The organism is Xanthomonas nasturtii (genome assembly GCF_023337365.3).
GTDB classification, from domain to species: Bacteria; Pseudomonadota; Gammaproteobacteria; order Xanthomonadales; family Xanthomonadaceae; genus Xanthomonas; species Xanthomonas nasturtii.
This window is the reverse complement of sequence record NZ_CP142084.2, coordinates 4,786,947-4,804,229: the sequence shown is the minus strand read 5'-3', so window position 1 is coordinate 4,804,229 and position 17,283 is coordinate 4,786,947. Positions and strand designations below refer to the sequence as shown.

The 17,283-nt window shown below is 67.1% G+C and carries 14 protein-coding genes and 1 pseudogene; 9 read left to right on the top strand and 6 right to left on the bottom strand.

Going from position 1 to position 17,283, the window contains the following annotated elements; genetic code table 11:
* Nucleotides 1-177: 177 nt before the first annotated feature.
* The 4 genes from M3O59_RS21040 to M3O59_RS21025 all read left to right on the top strand — a co-directional run bounded on the left by M3O59_RS21040 (nucleotide 178) and on the right by M3O59_RS21025 (nucleotide 6,765).
* The gene (locus tag M3O59_RS21040; protein ID WP_064629598.1) at nucleotides 178-1,353 is read left to right on the top strand and encodes a glycerate kinase; all 1,176 of its coding nucleotides are present in this window, start codon (nucleotides 178-180) and stop codon (nucleotides 1,351-1,353) included.
* Between the two features lie 165 nt (nucleotides 1,354-1,518).
* Nucleotides 1,519-3,267 carry a sensor domain-containing diguanylate cyclase gene (locus M3O59_RS21035; protein WP_116906002.1) on the top strand — a complete coding sequence of 583 codons (1,749 nt, stop codon included), beginning with the start codon at nucleotides 1,519-1,521 and terminating at the stop codon, nucleotides 3,265-3,267.
* A 133-nt stretch (nucleotides 3,268-3,400) separates the two neighbouring features.
* A complete protein-coding gene (locus tag M3O59_RS21030; protein WP_064629602.1) occupies nucleotides 3,401-3,790 on the top strand; it encodes a DUF2628 domain-containing protein in 390 nt (129 codons plus the stop codon).
* 497 nt (nucleotides 3,791-4,287) lie between these two features.
* Nucleotides 4,288-6,765: a GH92 family glycosyl hydrolase gene (locus M3O59_RS21025; RefSeq protein WP_116906001.1), complete on the top strand. Its 2,478-nt coding sequence runs from the start codon at nucleotides 4,288-4,290 to the stop codon at nucleotides 6,763-6,765.
* A gap of 230 nt (nucleotides 6,766-6,995) precedes the next feature.
* Here the strand turns inward: M3O59_RS21025 and M3O59_RS21020 are convergent, their stop codons facing one another.
* The 4 genes and pseudogenes from M3O59_RS21020 to M3O59_RS21005 all read right to left on the bottom strand — a co-directional run bounded on the left by M3O59_RS21020 (nucleotide 6,996) and on the right by M3O59_RS21005 (nucleotide 10,866).
* Nucleotides 6,996-8,408, bottom strand: a complete 1,413-nt coding sequence (locus M3O59_RS21020; protein WP_116906000.1) for an amino acid permease — start codon at nucleotides 8,406-8,408, stop codon at nucleotides 6,996-6,998.
* 229 nt (nucleotides 8,409-8,637) lie between these two features.
* Complete coding sequence (locus tag M3O59_RS21015) at nucleotides 8,638-9,018, bottom strand: hypothetical protein (protein WP_064631471.1); 381 nt, start codon at nucleotides 9,016-9,018, stop codon at nucleotides 8,638-8,640.
* A 110-nt stretch (nucleotides 9,019-9,128) separates the two neighbouring features.
* A pseudogene (locus tag M3O59_RS21010) lies at nucleotides 9,129-9,748 on the bottom strand (glutathione S-transferase family protein).
* Nucleotides 9,749-9,957: 209 nt separating this feature from the next.
* Entirely contained in the window at nucleotides 9,958-10,866 is a 909-nt protein-coding gene (locus M3O59_RS21005; RefSeq protein WP_116906016.1) for a LysR family transcriptional regulator, read from the bottom strand.
* A 97-nt stretch (nucleotides 10,867-10,963) separates the two neighbouring features.
* On the opposite strand from M3O59_RS21005, the gene M3O59_RS21000 reads away from it, so the two are divergent.
* The 3 genes from M3O59_RS21000 to M3O59_RS20990 all read left to right on the top strand — a co-directional run bounded on the left by M3O59_RS21000 (nucleotide 10,964) and on the right by M3O59_RS20990 (nucleotide 14,294).
* Nucleotides 10,964-11,971 carry a zinc-binding alcohol dehydrogenase family protein gene (locus M3O59_RS21000; protein ID WP_116905999.1) on the top strand — a complete coding sequence of 336 codons (1,008 nt, stop codon included), beginning with the start codon at nucleotides 10,964-10,966 and terminating at the stop codon, nucleotides 11,969-11,971.
* A gap of 184 nt (nucleotides 11,972-12,155) precedes the next feature.
* On the top strand, nucleotides 12,156-13,688 hold the full coding sequence (rmuC, locus tag M3O59_RS20995; protein WP_181920573.1) for a DNA recombination protein RmuC: 1,533 nt from the start codon (nucleotides 12,156-12,158) through the stop codon (nucleotides 13,686-13,688).
* A gap of 225 nt (nucleotides 13,689-13,913) precedes the next feature.
* Nucleotides 13,914-14,294: a hypothetical protein gene (locus M3O59_RS20990; protein WP_116905997.1), complete on the top strand. Its 381-nt coding sequence runs from the start codon at nucleotides 13,914-13,916 to the stop codon at nucleotides 14,292-14,294.
* Nucleotides 14,295-14,358: 64 nt separating this feature from the next.
* Here the strand turns inward: M3O59_RS20990 and M3O59_RS20985 are convergent, their stop codons facing one another.
* Complete coding sequence (locus tag M3O59_RS20985) at nucleotides 14,359-14,769, bottom strand: MATE family efflux transporter (RefSeq protein ID WP_116905996.1); 411 nt, start codon at nucleotides 14,767-14,769, stop codon at nucleotides 14,359-14,361.
* Nucleotides 14,770-15,046: 277 nt separating this feature from the next.
* Here M3O59_RS20985 and M3O59_RS20980 point away from each other — a divergent pair, with 277 nt between their 5' ends.
* Entirely contained in the window at nucleotides 15,047-15,595 is a 549-nt protein-coding gene (locus tag M3O59_RS20980) for a glutathione peroxidase (RefSeq protein ID WP_116905995.1), read from the top strand.
* A complete protein-coding gene (locus tag M3O59_RS20975; protein ID WP_161945027.1) occupies nucleotides 15,592-16,065 on the top strand; it encodes a lysozyme inhibitor LprI family protein in 474 nt (157 codons plus the stop codon). The genes M3O59_RS20980 and M3O59_RS20975 overlap by 4 nt, the downstream gene beginning before the upstream one ends.
* Before the next feature lie 161 nt (nucleotides 16,066-16,226).
* On the opposite strand, the gene M3O59_RS20970 is transcribed toward M3O59_RS20975, so the two are convergent.
* Nucleotides 16,227-17,279 carry an MlaA family lipoprotein gene (locus M3O59_RS20970; RefSeq protein ID WP_064631485.1) on the bottom strand — a complete coding sequence of 351 codons (1,053 nt, stop codon included), beginning with the start codon at nucleotides 17,277-17,279 and terminating at the stop codon, nucleotides 16,227-16,229.
* Nucleotides 17,280-17,283: the final 4 nt, after the last annotated feature.

Here is a 17,283-nt window from a genome sequence, read left to right as displayed (position 1 = left end):
TTGCACGGATATACGTATGCGAATGAGGTCCCATGACACCGCAATGGCAAACAGGAGCGTGAACGTCAGCGCGCCCTGCATCAGGCTGATCTTGCTCAACACCGCACAGTTGCCTAAAAGCCAGCGCCGGACGCTACACCCCGGCCCTGCGCAGGGCCGGGGGACATCGGTGTCCCCATGAAGATCCTCATCGCGCCCGATACCTACAAGGAAAGCCTGTCCGCGCTGGAGGTGGCCACGCAGATCGAAGCCGGGTTCCGCGCGGTGTTTCCGCAATGGCATTACACCAAGCTGCCGATGGCCGATGGTGGCGAAGGCACCGTCGACGCATTGATCGCGGCCACCGGCGGGCGGGTGATGGCGTGCACGGTCCGCGGCCCGCTCGGCACGCCGGTGCAGGCGTCGTTCGGGCTGACTGGCGACGGTGGCACAGCGGTGATCGAAATGGCCGCCGCCAGCGGGCTGGCGTTGGTGCCGCCGGCCCAGCGCGCGCCCCTGCACACCAGCACTGCCGGCGTGGGCGAGTTGATCCTGGCGGCACTGGATGCCGGTGCGCGTCACCTCATCATCGGTCTCGGCGGCAGCGCCACCAACGACGGCGGCGCCGGCATGGCGCAGGTGCTGGGTGCGCGGCTGCTGGATACGCAGGGCGCAGCGATCGGCGCCGGCGGCGGCGCGCTGGCGGCGTTGGCGCATGTCGCCACCGATGGCCTGGATGCGCGGCTGCGGCAGTGCCGCATCGAGGTGGCCTGCGATGTCGACAACCCGCTGATCGGCCCGAGCGGCGCCTCGGCAGTGTTCGGCCCGCAAAAAGGCGCCACCGCGGCGATGGTGAGCCAGCTCGACGCCAACCTGCAGCATTACGCCGATGTGCTGCAGCGCGACCTGGGCATGCGCCTGCACGCGCTGCCCGGTGGCGGCGCGGCCGGTGGCTTGGGTGCTGCGCTGGTGGCTTTTGCCGGTGCGCAGTTGCGCCCGGGGGTGGAGCTGGTCGCCCAGGCGCTGGGGCTGGATGCGTTGATCGCGCAGGCCGATCTGGTCATCACCGGCGAGGGCCGCATCGACAGCCAGAGCCTGCGCGGCAAGACGCCGGTCGGGGTGGCACGCCTGGCGCAACGGCATGGCATCCCGGTCATTGCCATCGCCGGCTCGCTGGGCAATGGCGCCGCGCAGCTGAGTGCGCATGGCATTGCGGCGATGTTTGCCGTGGTGCCTGGTGCCTGCAGCGTGGAGCAGGCATTGGCCGATGCCGCCACCAATGTGCGCGCTGCTGCACGCAACGTGGCGGCAGCGCTGCAGGTGGGCGGCAGCATGCTGCAGCGCTCTGCCGCTGCGCGCGCGGACTTGCACTAGCGCGCGGACCACGCGGCAGCCGGCAGGCAGGGCGACCGATGTGCCCGGCGCGTTCCGTCGCGATGGCGCCCGCAACGCATCCTGCGCAGTGGCGCACGGAACCTCGCCTTGGCCCGGATGCGCAGTCCGCTAAACTGGAGCGATTGCCAGGGCACGAGCGTTCCGTTGAACCACCGCGATACCGCCGTGTCACCCACCTCCAGCGAGGCCCAGCGCCTGGCGCGTCTGGCGTTGTTGCAAGTGGTCGACACCGAGGCCGAGCCGTTCTTCGACGCGCTGGCCGCCGCCGCGCAGGCGATCGGCGGCACCCCCATCGCGCTGGTGTCGCTGGTGGACGAGCGCCGCCAGTGGTGGAAGGCCAACATCGGCCTGCCGGGCGTGTCCGAAACCCCGCGCGAACTGGCGTTCTGCGCCCACACCATCCAGGGCGATACGGTGATGGAGGTGCGCGATGCACCGGCCGACCCGCGTTTCCACGACAACATCCTGGTGACCGACGCGCCGGGCCTCCGCTATTACGCCGGCGCGCCGATCGTGCTGCCGGACGGCCTGCGCATGGGTACCGTGTGCGTGATCGACCAGCGCCCGCGCGCGCTGGAGCCGGCGCAATTGCAGGCCTTGCAGCAGCTGGCCAAGGTTGCCGCCGAAGGCCTGGAGCAACGCCGCGTGATGCTCGAGCGCGAGGCCGCCAACCAGCGCCTGCAGCAGCGCCTGCGCGAGAGCGAAGCGTTTCTGGAACGTACCGGCCGGGTCGCCGGGGTCGGCGGCTGGGAAGTGGACGTGACCAGCGGCACGCTGATCTGGTCCGACCAGACCTGCCGCCTGCACGATGTTCCGCCCGGCTACCGGCCCACCCTGAGCGAGGCGATCGGCTTCTATCCGCTGGAAGCGCGCGCGGTCATCACCAAAGCGTTCGACGCCTGCGTGCGGGACGGCACGCCCTGGGACCTGGAGCTGCCGCTGACCAGCGCCACCGGGCGGCGGCTGTGGGTGCACAGCACCGGCTCGGTGGAACATGTGGATGGGCGCGTGCGCCTGATCGGCGCGATCCAGGACGTCACCGACCGGCATCGCGCGGTGGATGCGCTGGCCGCCAGCGAGCGCAAGTTCCGCAAGATGTTCCAGTACAGCCTGGGCTTGATCTGCACCCACGACATGGACGGCCGCCTGGTCAGCATCAACCCGGCTGCGGCACGCTCGCTGGGCCGCAGCGTGGAGCAGATGGAAGGCCGCTCGCTGCTGGAATTCGTGCGCCCCGAGCGCCACGCCGCGCTGCAGGGGTATCTCTCGCGCATGGTGCTCGATGGCCAGGATTCCGGAGTGATCGAACTGGTGGCCGGCGATGGCAGCCTGCGCCATTGGCAGTACCGCAACGTGCTGGACGTGGAGTCCGACGCCACCGTGGTGCTGGCGCACGCCCAGGACATCACCAACCAGTACCAGCAGGAAAAGCAGCTGCTGGAATGGTCGTTCACCGACCCGCTCACCAACTGCTACAACCGCCGCTTCCTGGACGAGCTGGACAAGCGCGACCCCAGCGTGCGCTGGGGCTGCATCGTGGTGGATCTGGACAAGTTCAAACTGGTCAACGACACCCATGGCCACCAGCGTGGCGACGAAGTGCTGGTGCAGATGGCCTGGTTCCTCAACCAGCCGCTGCGCACCCAGGACCGCCTGGTGCGCCTGGGCGGCGACGAATTCCTGGTGCTGCTGCACCAGCCCACCCAGGCGCAGCTGGAGGCGTTGGCGCGCGACTACACGGCGGCCATCGACGATGCACCGATCCGCTTCACCCTGGGCACCGCATTGCGCCAGGACGGCGAAGCGCTGGCGGCAGTGGTCGATCGCGCAGACCACTCGCTGTATTCGTTGCGCCGCGCCCGCCGCGGCACCGGCATCAGCGACCGGCGCTGACTATCGCGCCGGCTCGGCGACCGACGTAGCTGCGCTCATCCAGCCCACCGAGCCCATGTGACCGACGCAGAAGAACGTGCCGATGAATACGCGATCGCCTATCATGTAACCGTTTACAACTACATGGATTGGAATGGATACCTTCGATCGCACCCAGCTCAGCCCCAAGTGGCAGTTCCGCTTCGCCTTCTTCGACCGTCACGGCGGCCCCAAGGATCCTGCCTACAAGCAGGCCGTCAAGACATTGCCGTTCGGCGAGAAGCTCAAGGTGGGCATGAACTTCTACGCATTGTTCTTCGGCTTCATCTATTTCTTCATCCTGGGCCTGTGGCGCAAGGCGCTGGGCCTGATCGGCATCGGCCTGGTGGTCGGCATCATCGCCTCGTTCCTGCCCGGATCGCTGGGCAATGCGCTGAGCGTTCCGCTGGCCCTGCTGGCCGGCATGAGCGCCAACTACGCCTACTACCTGGACAAGGTGAAGGGCAGCACCAGCTTCAACCCGTTCGAAGGCATGCGCTGGTAAGTCACGGTACTCAGGCGCGGTCCCTCCCACCGACGCCTTGCCGCCAAGCCCGGTCCGACGACCGGGCTTTTTTGTGGCGCTGCATCGATAAGGCGTCGCGCATGTTTGACGCTCGAAGGCGAACACCACAGCGTTGCGACGCTGCCGTTGGCACCGGCTGCGCGCGCTGTGCCGCAAGTGGACCTGTACACACGCGCCTGCCACGCCGGAGCCTCCCTCGCAGCTTCTGCGGATGAGCGCAGTGCGGTTTGCAGCAACCAATCGCTCCACTGTGGTCAACGCCAGACGGGCAACGCCGGTGTTCGGAATCGGCATGGTCACTCGTACACTCGTCCTGTTCCGCACCGTCCACCCAACCGACGAGGATTGCGCTCCTTTACCCGGCATTGCTGGTCTTGGTTCGAGTTCGGTTGTCATGCCGATTGCCGCCTGTGCAGTGGTCGGCGCGCGTCATTCCACCTGCGGCCTCGGCCGCCCGCTCCCCCGAGGTGTCTTGCATGCTCTCTGCCGTTGCATCTGATCGCTCTTCGTCGCGCCTTTCATCAACGCCGCTGTGGCGCCGCGCTGCCGCCGGCCTGTGTCTGCTCGGCATGCTGGTCGCACCGCCGCTGGCCGCGCAGGACCCCACGCAGGTCAATACCTTCATCGGCAGCAAGGACGACGGCAATACCTATCCGGGTGCCTCCGCGCCATTCGGCCTGATCCAGGTCAGCCCGATCGGCGCCCATTACGCCGGCTGGCGCTACGACGACCCCAGCATCCGCGGCTTCGGGCATTCGTTCCTGTCCGGTGCCGGCTGCTGGGAGCAGGGCGGACAGGTGTCGATCCTGCCGGTCACCGGGCGCATCGGCCCGGGTGGTGACTTCGATACCACCGATGCCAAGGCCTTCGACCAGAAGCGCTATGCCGCGCGTTACACGCATGACGGCGAAGTGGGCCAGGCCGGGTACTACAAGGTGCGGCTCACCGATTACGGCGGCATCGACGCCGAAGCCAGCGCGCTCACCCGCGCCGCCACCGAGCGCTACACCTTCGCGCCGGGGGCCGACACCGGCCACCTGCTGATCAACGTGGCCCAGGCCAACGACCGCCATGTGGTGATCGGCAGCCAGGTGCAAGTGGTGGGCGACCGCGCGGTGGAAGGCAAACTGGTCACGCAAAGCTTTTGCGGCGGCCACGAATACACCACCTGGTTCCGGCTGGAATTCGACCGCCCGTTCACCGCGCACGGGGTGTGGGGCGAAGACGGCGGCGTGCCCGGCGCGCGTCACGGCATGGGCGGCGAGCTCAAGCCCAACGGCGCCTGGCTCAGCTTCCCGCTGGGCAAGGGCAAAGACGCGCGCGCGGTGACCGTGGTCAGCGCCATTTCGCATGTGGATGCCGACGGTGCACGCAACAACCTGCGCGCCGACGGCATGCAGGGTGGCAAGCTGCTGCGCCTGGAACAGATGCGCCAGCGCGCACAGCAAACCTGGCGCCGCGAACTGGCCAGCCTGCAGCTGGACGGCGCCAGCCCCGACGACCGCAGCGTGGCTTACACCGCGCTGTATCACGCCTTGCTGCAGCCGCTCACTGGCAGCGATGCCGATGGCCGCTACCGCGGCTACGACGATGCGATCCACCGCGCCGATGGCTGGACCTATTACGAATATTTTTCGCTGTGGGACACCTACCGTTCGCAAAACCAGTTGCTGGCGCTGCTGCAACCGGCACGCGCACGCGACATCGGCCGCTCGTTGCTGGCGATCCATCAGCAAGGCGGCTGGCTGCCGCGCTGGGGTTACGCCAATTTCGATACCAACATCATGACCGGCGATCCGGTGACGCCGTTTTTGGTCGATCTGTGGCGCTTCGGCGCACTGCAGGGCAATGAAGCCCAAGCGTATGCAGCGTTACGGCAAAACGCCTTCGGCCAACCGCCGACCAACTCGCGCCACGCCGGGCGCTCGGGCAACGCCAATTATTTGTCCAAGGGCTTCGTGCACTACGACCGCGCGTTTCCGTCCAAGGGCATGGACGTGGACCCGCACCACGGCGGCTCGGCTACGCTGGAATATGCGCTGGCCGATTGCGCACTTGCGCAGATGGCGCAGGCCCTGGGGCACGCCGACGACAGCGCGCAGCTGCGTGCGCGCGGTGGCAACTGGTACAACGTCTGGGACGCAGACGTGCGCGATGCCGAGACCGGGTTTGCCGGATTTCCGCGCCCGCGGCTGGAAGACGGCAGCTGGTACGCGCCGTCCAACGATCAGTACAGCCCACGCTCGCAACACGGCTTCCACGAAGGCACCGCCTGGCAGTATCAATGGCTGGTGCAGCAGGACATTCCCGGCATGCTGCAGGCCATGCACGGCAGCGAACAGGCCGGCAAGCGGCTGGACGCCTTCTTCGCCTACGACGACCTGCTCAAGGACCCGCGCAATGGCGCCCGCACGCACTGGGTGGTCGGCCCCTACAGCTACTACAACCAGTACCGCTACAACCCCAACAACGAACCGGACCTGCACGCACCGTGGATGTACACGTTGATCGGCCAACCGTGGAAGACCGCCACCGTGGTGCGCGCCGCGCAGCAGTTGTTCACCAACGCACCCAACGGTGTGACCGGCAACGACGATCTGGGCACCATGTCGGCCTGGTACCTTTTCAGTGCACTGGGCCTGTATCCGGCGGTACCGGGCAGCGGACAATTCCTGCTGCATGCGCCGCGCTTCAAGCGGGCAACGCTCACCCTGGGCAACGGCAAGCGCCTGCGCATCGACGCGCCTGGCGCCGACGGCCGCACGCTGCAATACGTGGATGGCGTGCGATTGAATGGCAAGCCGCAGCCGCAGGTATTCCTGGACTGGGCGCAGTTGCAGCAGGGCGGCACGCTGTCGTTCGCGCTGACCAACCGCGCCCCGACCCAAGGGTGGGGCACGCAAGCGGATGCGTTGCCGACCTCGTTCTGCGCCACGCCAGCAGCAGCGCAATAGCAACCTGCTGCAGCCACCCAGTCACTGCAAGCCCAGACGCCGCAAGCACTGACCAGCGGCCCGCAGCTCGAAAGCCCCTTTCCCCTCGGGAGAGGGGTTGGGGTGAGGGTACGGGGGCGAAGCCCCTGACGAATTGGATAACACGAGGCTTCGCCCACACCCTCATCCGCCCCTGCGGGGCACCTTCTCCCCCATAAAGGAGGACAATGTCCCGACGGGAGAAGGGCGACTCACCCCACGTGCAATCGGCTATTGCGCCGCCCGTACGCCAGGTACACCACCACACCCAGCACGTTCCAGACCAGAAACCACAGCTGCGTCTTGCTCGGCAGGCTCCAGAACAGGTACAGGCAGCCCAGGATTGCCACCGGGCCCACCACCCACGCCAGTGGCGTGCGGAAGGCGCGCGCACGGCCGGGCTCGCGCACGCGCAGCACCAGCAAACACGCAGCCACCGCGGTGAATGCCGCCAACGTGCCGGCATTGGCCAATGCGGCGATCTCATCCAGCCGCGCCACGCCCGCCAACGCCGCCACCAGCACCGCGGTGAACAGCGTGATCGCCACCGGTGTGCCGGTGCGTGCGTTGACCTTGGACAAGCCGCGCGGCAACAGCCCGTCGCGCGACATCACGAAAAAAATCCGGCTCTGCCCGTACAAAAACGCCAGCAGCACGGTCGGCAACGCAATGATCGCCACCGCACCGATCACCAACGCGGCCTTGCCGTGGCCGAGTTCGCGCAGGATCAGCGCCAGCGGCTCGGGGCTCTTGCCGAACACGGTGAAGCTCATCGCACCCACCGCCGCCAGCGCCACCAGCACATAGATCAGCGTGCAGCCGATCATCGAGCCCACGATGCCGATCGACAGATCGCGCCCCGGGTTCTTGGTCTCTTCGGCCGCGGTGGAAATCGCATCGAAGCCATAGAACGCAAAGAAGATGATCGCCGCCGCCGCCATCACCCCGCGCTCCACGCCGTCCGGGCCCATCGCCTTGGAGAAGCCATACGGCATGAACGGTTGCAGGTTGGCGCTGTTGAAGGTTGGCAACGCGATCGCCACGAACACGCCCAGCGCGATGATCTTCAGCACCACCAGCACCGCATTGAGCGTGGCGCTTTCCTTGGTGCCGGCCATCAGCATGCCGGCCACTAGGAAGGTGATCACCACCGCCGGCAGGTTCACGATGCCGCCGGCATGCGGCCCGGCAATCAGCGTCTGCGGCAGCTCCACCCCCAGCCATTGCAGGAAACCGACGAAGTAGCCCGACCAGCCCACCGCCACCGTGCTGACCACCAGCGAATATTCCAGCACCAGGCTCCAGCCCACCACCCAGGCGATGCTCTCGCCCAGCGCGGTATAGCTGTAGGTGTAGGCACTGCCGGCGGCCGGCATCATCGTGGCCATTTCCGCATACGCCAGCGCCGCGCAGGCGCACACGATGCCGGCCGCCACGAACGACAGCAGCACCGCCGGGCCGGCCTTGTCGGCGCCCACACCAATCAGCGTGTAGATACCGGTGCCGACGATCGCGCCGATCCCCAGCGCAATCAGATGCGGCCAACTCAGGCTGCGGACCAGTTGCCGGCCGGCCTCGTGCACGGTGACCTGATCGATGGATTTGCGCCTGAGCCAAGACGACATGCGGACCTCGCGGGAATCAAAAGAATGCGCGAGTGTCGCCCAACGCAGCGCAGCAATGCTATCGGTCCAAGGTCATGTGGCGGCGCAGGTCGGGCAGGGTGGACGAGCGCACCTGTATCGCGCGTGGCGCGCGCTTGACCTTGCCAGATCTTCGCCAACCCGACCGACGTCTGCAGCCCAGCGCTTCTACAAATCCCAGATTCCAACGCGCCAATCCCCGCGCAATCGCTCACTCAACCGACGGACGATGCGGCGGGCGCGCATTGCGATAAATCAGCTGCACCGCCCAGGCACCGGCAAGCCCGACCACACCGGCAGCGAAGTGGCTCCAATCCAGCAACTGCGGCGCTGCGCCATTGGCTTCATGACCCCACAGGTTGAACCACAGCAGCACCAGCGCAGTGACGCCCATGCCGATCCAGAACCACAGCCGGGTTCCACCGATCGCATAGATCAGAAACGGCAACGCTGCGCCGATCAAAAAATGCACCGGGAAAAAATACGCCGTGCCGTAAGGCCGCATCAAAGACCACACGATCGCCGCGAAGGTGGCCAGAAAAGCAAACAGGCCCAGGGCCAGCAGACGGGTTTGGTTGGTGGCAGTGGTCATCGGCAAGCCTCGCAAAAACAGAATCTCACCCTACCCATGCGCAGGTCACGTTGAGGTCAATGCAGTCGTTGCGTTGTCTGGCTCGCTTCGCGCCGGCGGTGTGCGCCGCGTTACGGGGCCGTGCAACCGTGGCGCTGAAAACCGGCGCGTGTTTTCAAGCATGCGTAATACGCCGACACCGCAGGCAATGCCGCATGCGCGATCGGGCTGGCGATCCAACGTTGCCTCGACAGGCCCAGCACAATATCGGCCAGGGTGAAGTCTGCGCCCAGGACGTCGGACCGCCGCGCTGCAGCTGCGCATCGAGGATCGCCATGTGCCGGTTCCATTGCGCCACGCTGTCGGCAATCGCCCGCGGACCGGTATGCGCCGCACTGCCACGCACGCTGGCCATGAACGCGTAGCGCCAGGCGGTGTTGAGTTCGGTGGCCTGCCAATCCATCCATTGCTCGACCACTGCGCGTGCGGCCGGTGCGGCCGGCAGCAGATCGTGGCGTTGGCTGCGCGCGGCCAGGTGCCGGCAAATCGTATTCGACTCCCATAGCACCAGCGCGCCATCGCGGAGCACCGGCACCAGCGCATTGGGATTGAGCGCGCGAAACGCCGGCGTCTGCACCGATGCAAAGCCGCTGCCATAGGGATGCAACGTGTACTCCAGCGCCAGCTCATCGCACAGCCACAGCACCTTGCGCACATTGATCGACGTCGGCTTTCCGTAGAGTTCCAGCATGTATTGCTCCGTGCTACGCCTGTGTGCCAGCAATGCGCGATGGCGGCGCGCGCTGCCTGCAAGGACGCGCGCGCGCTACACCCAGCGCAGGCGCATGTATCCACGCACTCTGCCAGGCAGCTGCAGCTTGCGCAGTGCATTCTCACAAGACGCACCGCTCAACGCGTTGCCTTTCATCCACCCCATCACTCCACAACAACCCCATCCGCCTACACCGGGTACAACGCCGTCAGCGCCTGGCAGCGTCGTGCAAACAACGCATGCAATTGCCGGATTGCCGGTGAAAACTGCTTGCGGTGCGGGCACACCAGATGCAGCGGCAAGCGGTCGCCACAGTCCGGCAACAGCACCTCCAGCCGCCCGGCCTGCACGTCGTCGCAGACATCCAGCCACGACTTGTAGGCGATGCCTTCGCCGGCCACTGCCCAGCGCCGCACCACATCGGCGTCGTCGCACAGCATCGCGCCGCGCACCGGCACCACCTGGCGGCGGCCCTCCTGTTCGAACTGCCAGCGGTCGTAGGCGCGCCCGGCCAGCACATACAGCAGGCAGGCATGCTCGCGCAGCGCCTCCAGCGTGGCCGGCCGCCCGTTGCGCTGCAGGTAGGCGGGCGCGGCCACCAGCACGCGGCGATTGTCCGGCGCCAGCGGCAATGCCACGTGGTCCGCACCGTCGATGCGGCCGAGCCGGAATGCCACATCCACCGGCGCGCGATACAGGTCGGCCACCTGGTCGGACAGATGCAGGCGCAAGGTCAGCTTCGGATGCGCAGCGCGGAACTCGGTCAGCCACGGCAGCAGCACGTTGCGGCCCAGATCCGACGGCGCGGTGACCTGCAGCAGGCCCTGCAGTTCGGTGTCGTGCCCACGCACCTGCTCGCGCCCGTCGCGCAGCAGCTCCAGCACCTGGCGCGCATACGGCAGGTACTGTTCGCCCTCGGCGGTCAGCCGCAGGCTGCGGGTGGACCGGGCGAACAGGCGCAGATCCAGTGCCCGCTCCAGCCGGGCCACTGCCGCGCTGACCTGCCCCGGCAGCAGGTCGGCCTCGCGCGCGGCATTGGAAAAACTGCCCAGCGCCGCCGTGCGCACGAACAGCGCCAGGTCCTCGAAGCGGACCATCTTCACTCCAATCGTGAAAGTGCTTGTGCAGTTTGCCGGTTTTTCTCCTAATCCCGGCAGCCGACCCTGCATGTCCCCTCCCTGCATGACGCCCGCCATGAAAGCCATCGCCTACCCGCAACACGGCCTGCCCATCGACGACGCGCGCGCGCTGGTCGAACTCGAGCTGCCGCTGCCCGAGCCCGGCCCGCGCGATCTGCGCGTGCGCATCCATGCCATTTCGGTCAATCCGGTGGACACCAAGGTGCGCGCCAACGCGCCGGTGGAGTCGCCGCGTGTGCTCGGCTGGGACGCCAGCGGCGTGGTCGATGCGGTCGGCAGCGAGGTCAGCCTGTTTCGCCCCGGCGATGCGGTGTACTACGCCGGCGCGCTGACCCGCCCGGGCACCAATGCCGAATTCCATCTGGTGGACGAGCGCCTGGTCGGGCGCAAGCCAAGCACGCTCGACGACGCTGCGGCGGCCGCGTTACCGCTGACCGCCATCACCGCCTGGGAACTGCTGTTCGACCGGCTGCGCATTGCCGAAGGCGGCGGCCAAGGCCAGGCATTGCTGGTGGTCGGCGCGGCCGGCGGCGTCGGCTCGATCCTGGTGCAGCTGGCGCGCACGCTGACCAAGCTGACCGTGATCGGCACCGCCTCGCGCCCGCAGACCCAGGATTGGGTCTACGCACTCGGCGCGCATCACGTCATCGACCACACCCAGCCATTGAGCGAAGGCCTGCAGCGGATCGGCATCCCGCAGGTGCAGCACGTGGCCAGCCTCACCCACACCGACCAGCACTTCGCGCAGCTGGTGGAGGTGCTCGCACCGCAGGGCCAGCTGGCGCTGATCGACGACCCGGCCACGCTGGATGCGCTGCCGCTCAAGCGCAAGAGCCTGTCGCTGCACTGGGAGCTGATGTTCACCCGCTCGCTGTTCGAAACCGACGACATGATCGCCCAGCACCACCTGCTCAATCGCGTCGCCGACCTGGTCGACAGCGGCGTGCTGCGCACGACCCTGGGCGAGCACTACGGCCGCATCACCGTCGACAACCTGCGCCGCGCCCACGCCGCGCTGGAATCACACCGCACCCGCGGCAAGCTGGTGCTGGAAGGCTTCTGAGCGCAGACGCCTCACGCGCGTCAGCGGCCTGGCATGGCCGCTGTCTCGCTGGCGCATCCTGCAGCGCTTGCGCGCAATTGCCGCTGGCCGAACTCAGCGACGCAGCTGTTGCGACAGGCACCGTTACACTGCGCGCATGTCATCCGAATCCCTGATCCTTCTCGGGCTGCTTGTCGTAGTCCTGGTGTTGCAGCTGCTCGCGCTGCTGCGACGTCCCTCCACCACCGCGCTGGAGCACGCGCTGCGCGCCGAACAACGCGACGGCCGCGGCGAACTGCGCGAGCAACTCGAAGGCCTGGCGCGGCAGCAGGACGGCCGCCTGGAAACCTTTGCGCGCAATCTCATCGAACTGTCCACGCGCACCGATCAGCGCCTGGACCTGCTGCGCGACGCCCTCGGCGAAGATGCCCGCAAGGCGCGCGAAGAAAGCGCCCTGGCCCAGCAACGCACCGGCGAACTGCTGACCCTGCGGCTCACCGAACTGCGTACCCAGCTGGAAGGCTTCGGCCAGCAGCAGGAAACCCGCATCCATATGTTCGGCCAGCAACTGACCGAGCTGATTGCGCGTACCGACACGCACATGGCCGCCTTGCGCGAAGCGCTGGCCGAAGATTCGCGCAAGGGCCGCCAGGAAGCCGGCGAATCGCAACAGCGCTTCACCGAAGCGCTGGGCCAGCGCCTGACCGAGCTCACCCAACGCAACGAACTGCGCATCGGCGAAATGCGCGCCACGCTGGAACAGCAGCTGGCCAACCTGCAAAACGACAACGCCAGCAAGCTTGAACTGATGCGCGCCACCGTCGACGAAAAACTGCAGACCACCCTCAACACGCGTCTGGATGCCTCGTTCAAGCTGGTGTCCGAACGGCTGGAACAGGTGCAGCGCGGCCTGGGCGAAATGCAGCAGCTGGCCACCGGCGTGGGCGACCTCAAGCGCGTGCTGACCAACGTCAAGGACCGCGGCGGTTGGGGCGAAGTGCAGCTGGACAACATCCTCGAGCAGACCTTGACGATGGAGCAGTACGCGCGCAGCGTGCGGGTCAGGCCCGATAGCGCCGAAGCGGTGGATTTCGCCATCCGCCTGCCGGGGCGCGGCGACGACACGGTGGTGTGGCTGCCGGTCGATGCCAAGTTCCCGCGCGAAGACTACGAACGCCTGATCGACGCGCAGGAAAAAGGCGATCTGGAGGCAATCAAGACGTCGACCGCACAGCTGGAACGCGCCATCCGCGTGCAGGCCAAATCCATCAGCGACAAGTATGTCTGCCCACCGCATACGACGGATTTTGCGGTGATGTTCCTGCCCACCGAGGGCCTGTATGCCGAAGTGATTCGGCGCGCCGGCCTGGTCGATCTGCTGCAGCGCGAGCATCGCGTGGTGCTGGCCGGCCCGACCACGTTCACCGCGCTGCTCAACAGCCTGCAGATGGGCTTCCGCACGCTGGCGATCGAGAAGCGCTCCAGCGAGGTCTGGCAGGTGCTGGGCGCGGTGAAAAGCGAGTTCGGCAAGTTCGCCGGCATTCTTGAAAAGGCCGAGCGGCAGATCAGCACGGTCGGCAAGAGCCTGGGCGAAGCCAGCCGCAAGACCCGCACCATCGAACGCCGCCTGCGCGGCGTGGAGACGTTGTCCGGCGAGCAATCGCAGGCGCTGCTGGACGATGGCAGCGACGAAGGCGCCGGGGTCTCACACGACGACAGCAGCGACGAGCAGGAGTAGCCAGCAAGCGCAGCAGCCCTGACCGGCCGCACAGCGCCCGAAACCGACCCACCCGTAGGAGCGCCCTCGGGCGCGATGAGGCGTTGCCGAGAACGCCTCATCGCGCCCGAGGGCGCTCCTACACAGCAGGTCTGTGTCGTCCTGCTCCTGCGCCGGATGTCGAGCACACCGCGCAGACATCGCCACCGCGATGCTTGCACGCACCCTATTCAAGAAGAGCATCCCATGGCGACGCGATGGATCTACGCAACGATGTGCGTGCTGCTGCTGGGCGCCTGCAGCGCGACACCGGCATCTCGTTCGGGCACCACCGCAGCCGATGCGCAGCCACCGCGCGCAGCCTCTGCCGATGCCGCAGCATGCACCGCAAAGGGCGGCCAACTGCGTCCGGTCGGCCGCATGCAGACAGTGCGCTGCATCGTGCCGTATGCCGACGCCGGCAAGACCTGCAGCGACAACAGCGACTGCAGCGGCGATTGCCTGGCCACCAGCATCGTGCCGACCGGTGCCGCCACCAACGGCACCTGCCAGCGCGACAGCGACCGCTTCGGCTGCCGCCAGGAAGTCATCGGCGGCAAGGGCCAGGCCGCGCTGTGCATCGACTGATGCGCGGGTAGGGCATCAGGCGCGTCGCGTCGAGATGCCCCAACGCATGCACCGGCGCCAGCGCCTACGCGTCCACCACCGCGTCCGCGGTGCGACGCGGCCAGCCAGGCCGGCCGAACAACGACCCAGCGGCAATGGCCAGCGTAATTCCCACCCCAGACACCAGCAGCGCCGCGCTCTGTGCCAGGTAGACCTGGTGCAGGCCGCCGCCCAGCCGGATCGCCACGATGCCGATGCCGGCCGCGATCACCAGGCGCAGCACGGCCGCACCGATCGGCCATCGCAGCCTTCCTGCGCCCTGCCAGGCGAAGTACATCGCCAGACCCATGCCCAGGAAGCGGTAGAACGGCCCCACGGTCTGCAGGTACAGCGTGCCGGTCTGCAGCATGGTCGCATCGCTGCCGTACAAGGACAGCCAGCCGCGCGGGAACAGCGCCGCCGCAACGCCGATGGTTTCGGTGATGGCAAACGCCATGGCCGCACCGATCCAGGTCGCGCGCAGTGCGCGCTCGCGTTTGCCCGGTCGCCTTCAGACCGCTCGCACTCAGCTATGTCGCGTAATGGACGCGACACCATCCGCGACACGCGGCGCAGGCGGAAATTGGTACAGCCGGTCGGCGTGCGGGGTGTGGCCATGCGGCGGGTGTCGCCAAGATACTTGCATCTACAAGTGTTGGGGCATGGTGCAGCGCAGGTCACCCATGCGCGCGCGGCGGTTTATGCTGGCTACCCCGCAGATCAGGACAGCCCCGATGAGCCAGACGCTGTACGACATTCCCGTGACCCGCATCGAAGGCGAGCCGGCCACATTGGCCGACTACCGCGGCAAGGTGCTGCTGGTGGTCAACGTGGCCTCCAAGTGCGGCCTGACCCCGCAGTACGAAGGCCTGGAAGCGCTGTATCGCGACAAGCAGGCGCAGGGTCTGGAAGTGCTGGCGTTTCCGGCCAACGACTTCAACGGCCAGGAGCCGGGGAGCGAGGCGGAGATTGCGCAGTTCTGCCAGCTCACCTATGACGTCACCTTTCCGATGTTTGCCAAGATCGCCGTCACCGGCACGGACACGCATCCGCTGTATCAACAGTTGACCAGCGCACACCCGCAGGCCACCGGCGACGGCCCGATGCGCGAAAAACTGGCCGGTTACGGCATTACGCCCAACCCCGCACCTGGCGTGTTGTGGAACTTCGAAAAATTCCTGATCGGCCGCGACGGCCAGATCGTCGAGCGCTTCGCCCCCGATGTCCCCGCCGACGATGCACGCCTGCGTGCAGCGGTGGATGCGGCGCTGGCATCCAAGTGAAGCTGCTCTCCTCTCGAAGCGATAAGGCACGGCTTGCGCGCCACTGGCGCGCGTGCCTTGGAGCGACCGCGTTGTTTCCCAGCTGCGGGACCTTGCATGCCGCAGACCTGTGCGTTGACTTGCAAACAACCGCTGAGAGCAACGCGTGCTGGGTCAAAGAGGTCGCCATCGCGCAGGCGCGCTTGGACGATTACTTGGGCGTTGCGCGCGAAAGAGCAGTAACCACGTTAGGTGTTGCAGCCGATGCATTCGACAATGCGCAGACCGCCTGGGCCAATTACGCGGCGCTGCAATGCGGCAACGTGCGTCAGCGCTGGGGCACTGCAAGTGTCGCAGCAGCAAAGGCAGCCAGCTGCATGGTCGACCTCAACGATCAACGCGCGCACGATCTTTGGAAGGCCTATCTCACTTACGTAGATCGCACTCCATCGATCAAACCCGAACCCCCGCAACACGCTGGCAAGCGATGAGGCGACAATGATCGCGTTGCAAGCGCAACTGCTGTGTCACAGGCATCGCGTCAGCTGCCAACGCGACAACGCGACAACGCGCACTGAGCCATTGCCCAACAAAAAAGCCCGGGATCGCTCCCGGGCTTTTGCATTGTGACACCACGCCAAAACTCAGACGATCAACGAATCCACTGCGGAATCGGCATTGCGTCCACCGGCACCGTGTTGTCCTTGTCTTCGCGCAGATAATCCGGCAGCTCGTTGTTCTCTTCGCGGTGGCTGCGCAGGTCGCGGGTGATCTGGTAATTGCGGCGCTGCATCCAGGCATCGCGGGTCAGGGCGTATTCGTCCGGCGCCTGGTCGCGTAGCGAATCCAGCGACATCAGCTGCGCGCGCGTGTCCACCAGCTGCAGGCCCTGCAGTGCGAAGCGCGCACCACCGTCGTCCACCTGACGCACCCACGACAGCGGAATATCGCCCGCCAGGCCGAAGGTGTCGCGCACGGTGCGCGGCCCGAACAGCGGCAACTCGAAGTAGCGCGAGTTGCGCCAGCCCCATGTACCCAGCGTCTGCCCGAAGTCTTCGCTGCGCCGTGGGATGCCGGCCGCAGAAGCCGGGTCGAACAGACCGGCCACACCCAGCGTGGTGTTCATCACGAAGCGACCCAGCGACTGCGCCGCATAGACCGGGTGGCCCTGCAGCAGCTGGTTGACCATGGTCAGCGGCGTGCCGAGGTTGTCGAAGAAGTTGGTCACACCCAGACGGGCCGGGCTCGGCACCACCTTGGTGTAGGCCGTCGCCAACGGACGCGCCACGCCACGGTCCACCGCCATGTTGAAGCGGTGCATGCCGCGGTTGTAGCGCTCCCACGGGTCGTACGCCGGGGCAGCGCCCGGCTGTGCCGGGGCCCCATTGGCCCCTGCCTGCGGGGTGGTCGGGCCGTACAACGCGTCGAAGTCGGCTTCGGCATCGGTCGGCGCGCCCGCAGCGGCGGTGCCGGTGTCTGCAGTGGCCTGATCGGCGGGTGCCGCAGCGCTGGCAGGCAAGGCATCCGGTGCGGCAAGACCGGCGGCGGCTGGCTGCGCCGTCACCCCGGCATCGTCGCGTACGGGGGCATCGGCGGCAGGCGCGATGGCGGTCCCGCCCGAAGGCGGTGCGGATTTCGGTGCCTGGCTGGCGCACGCACCAAGCAACAGGCAGGCCAACAACGGAAGAAAGCGGAACTGGGTCATGGGG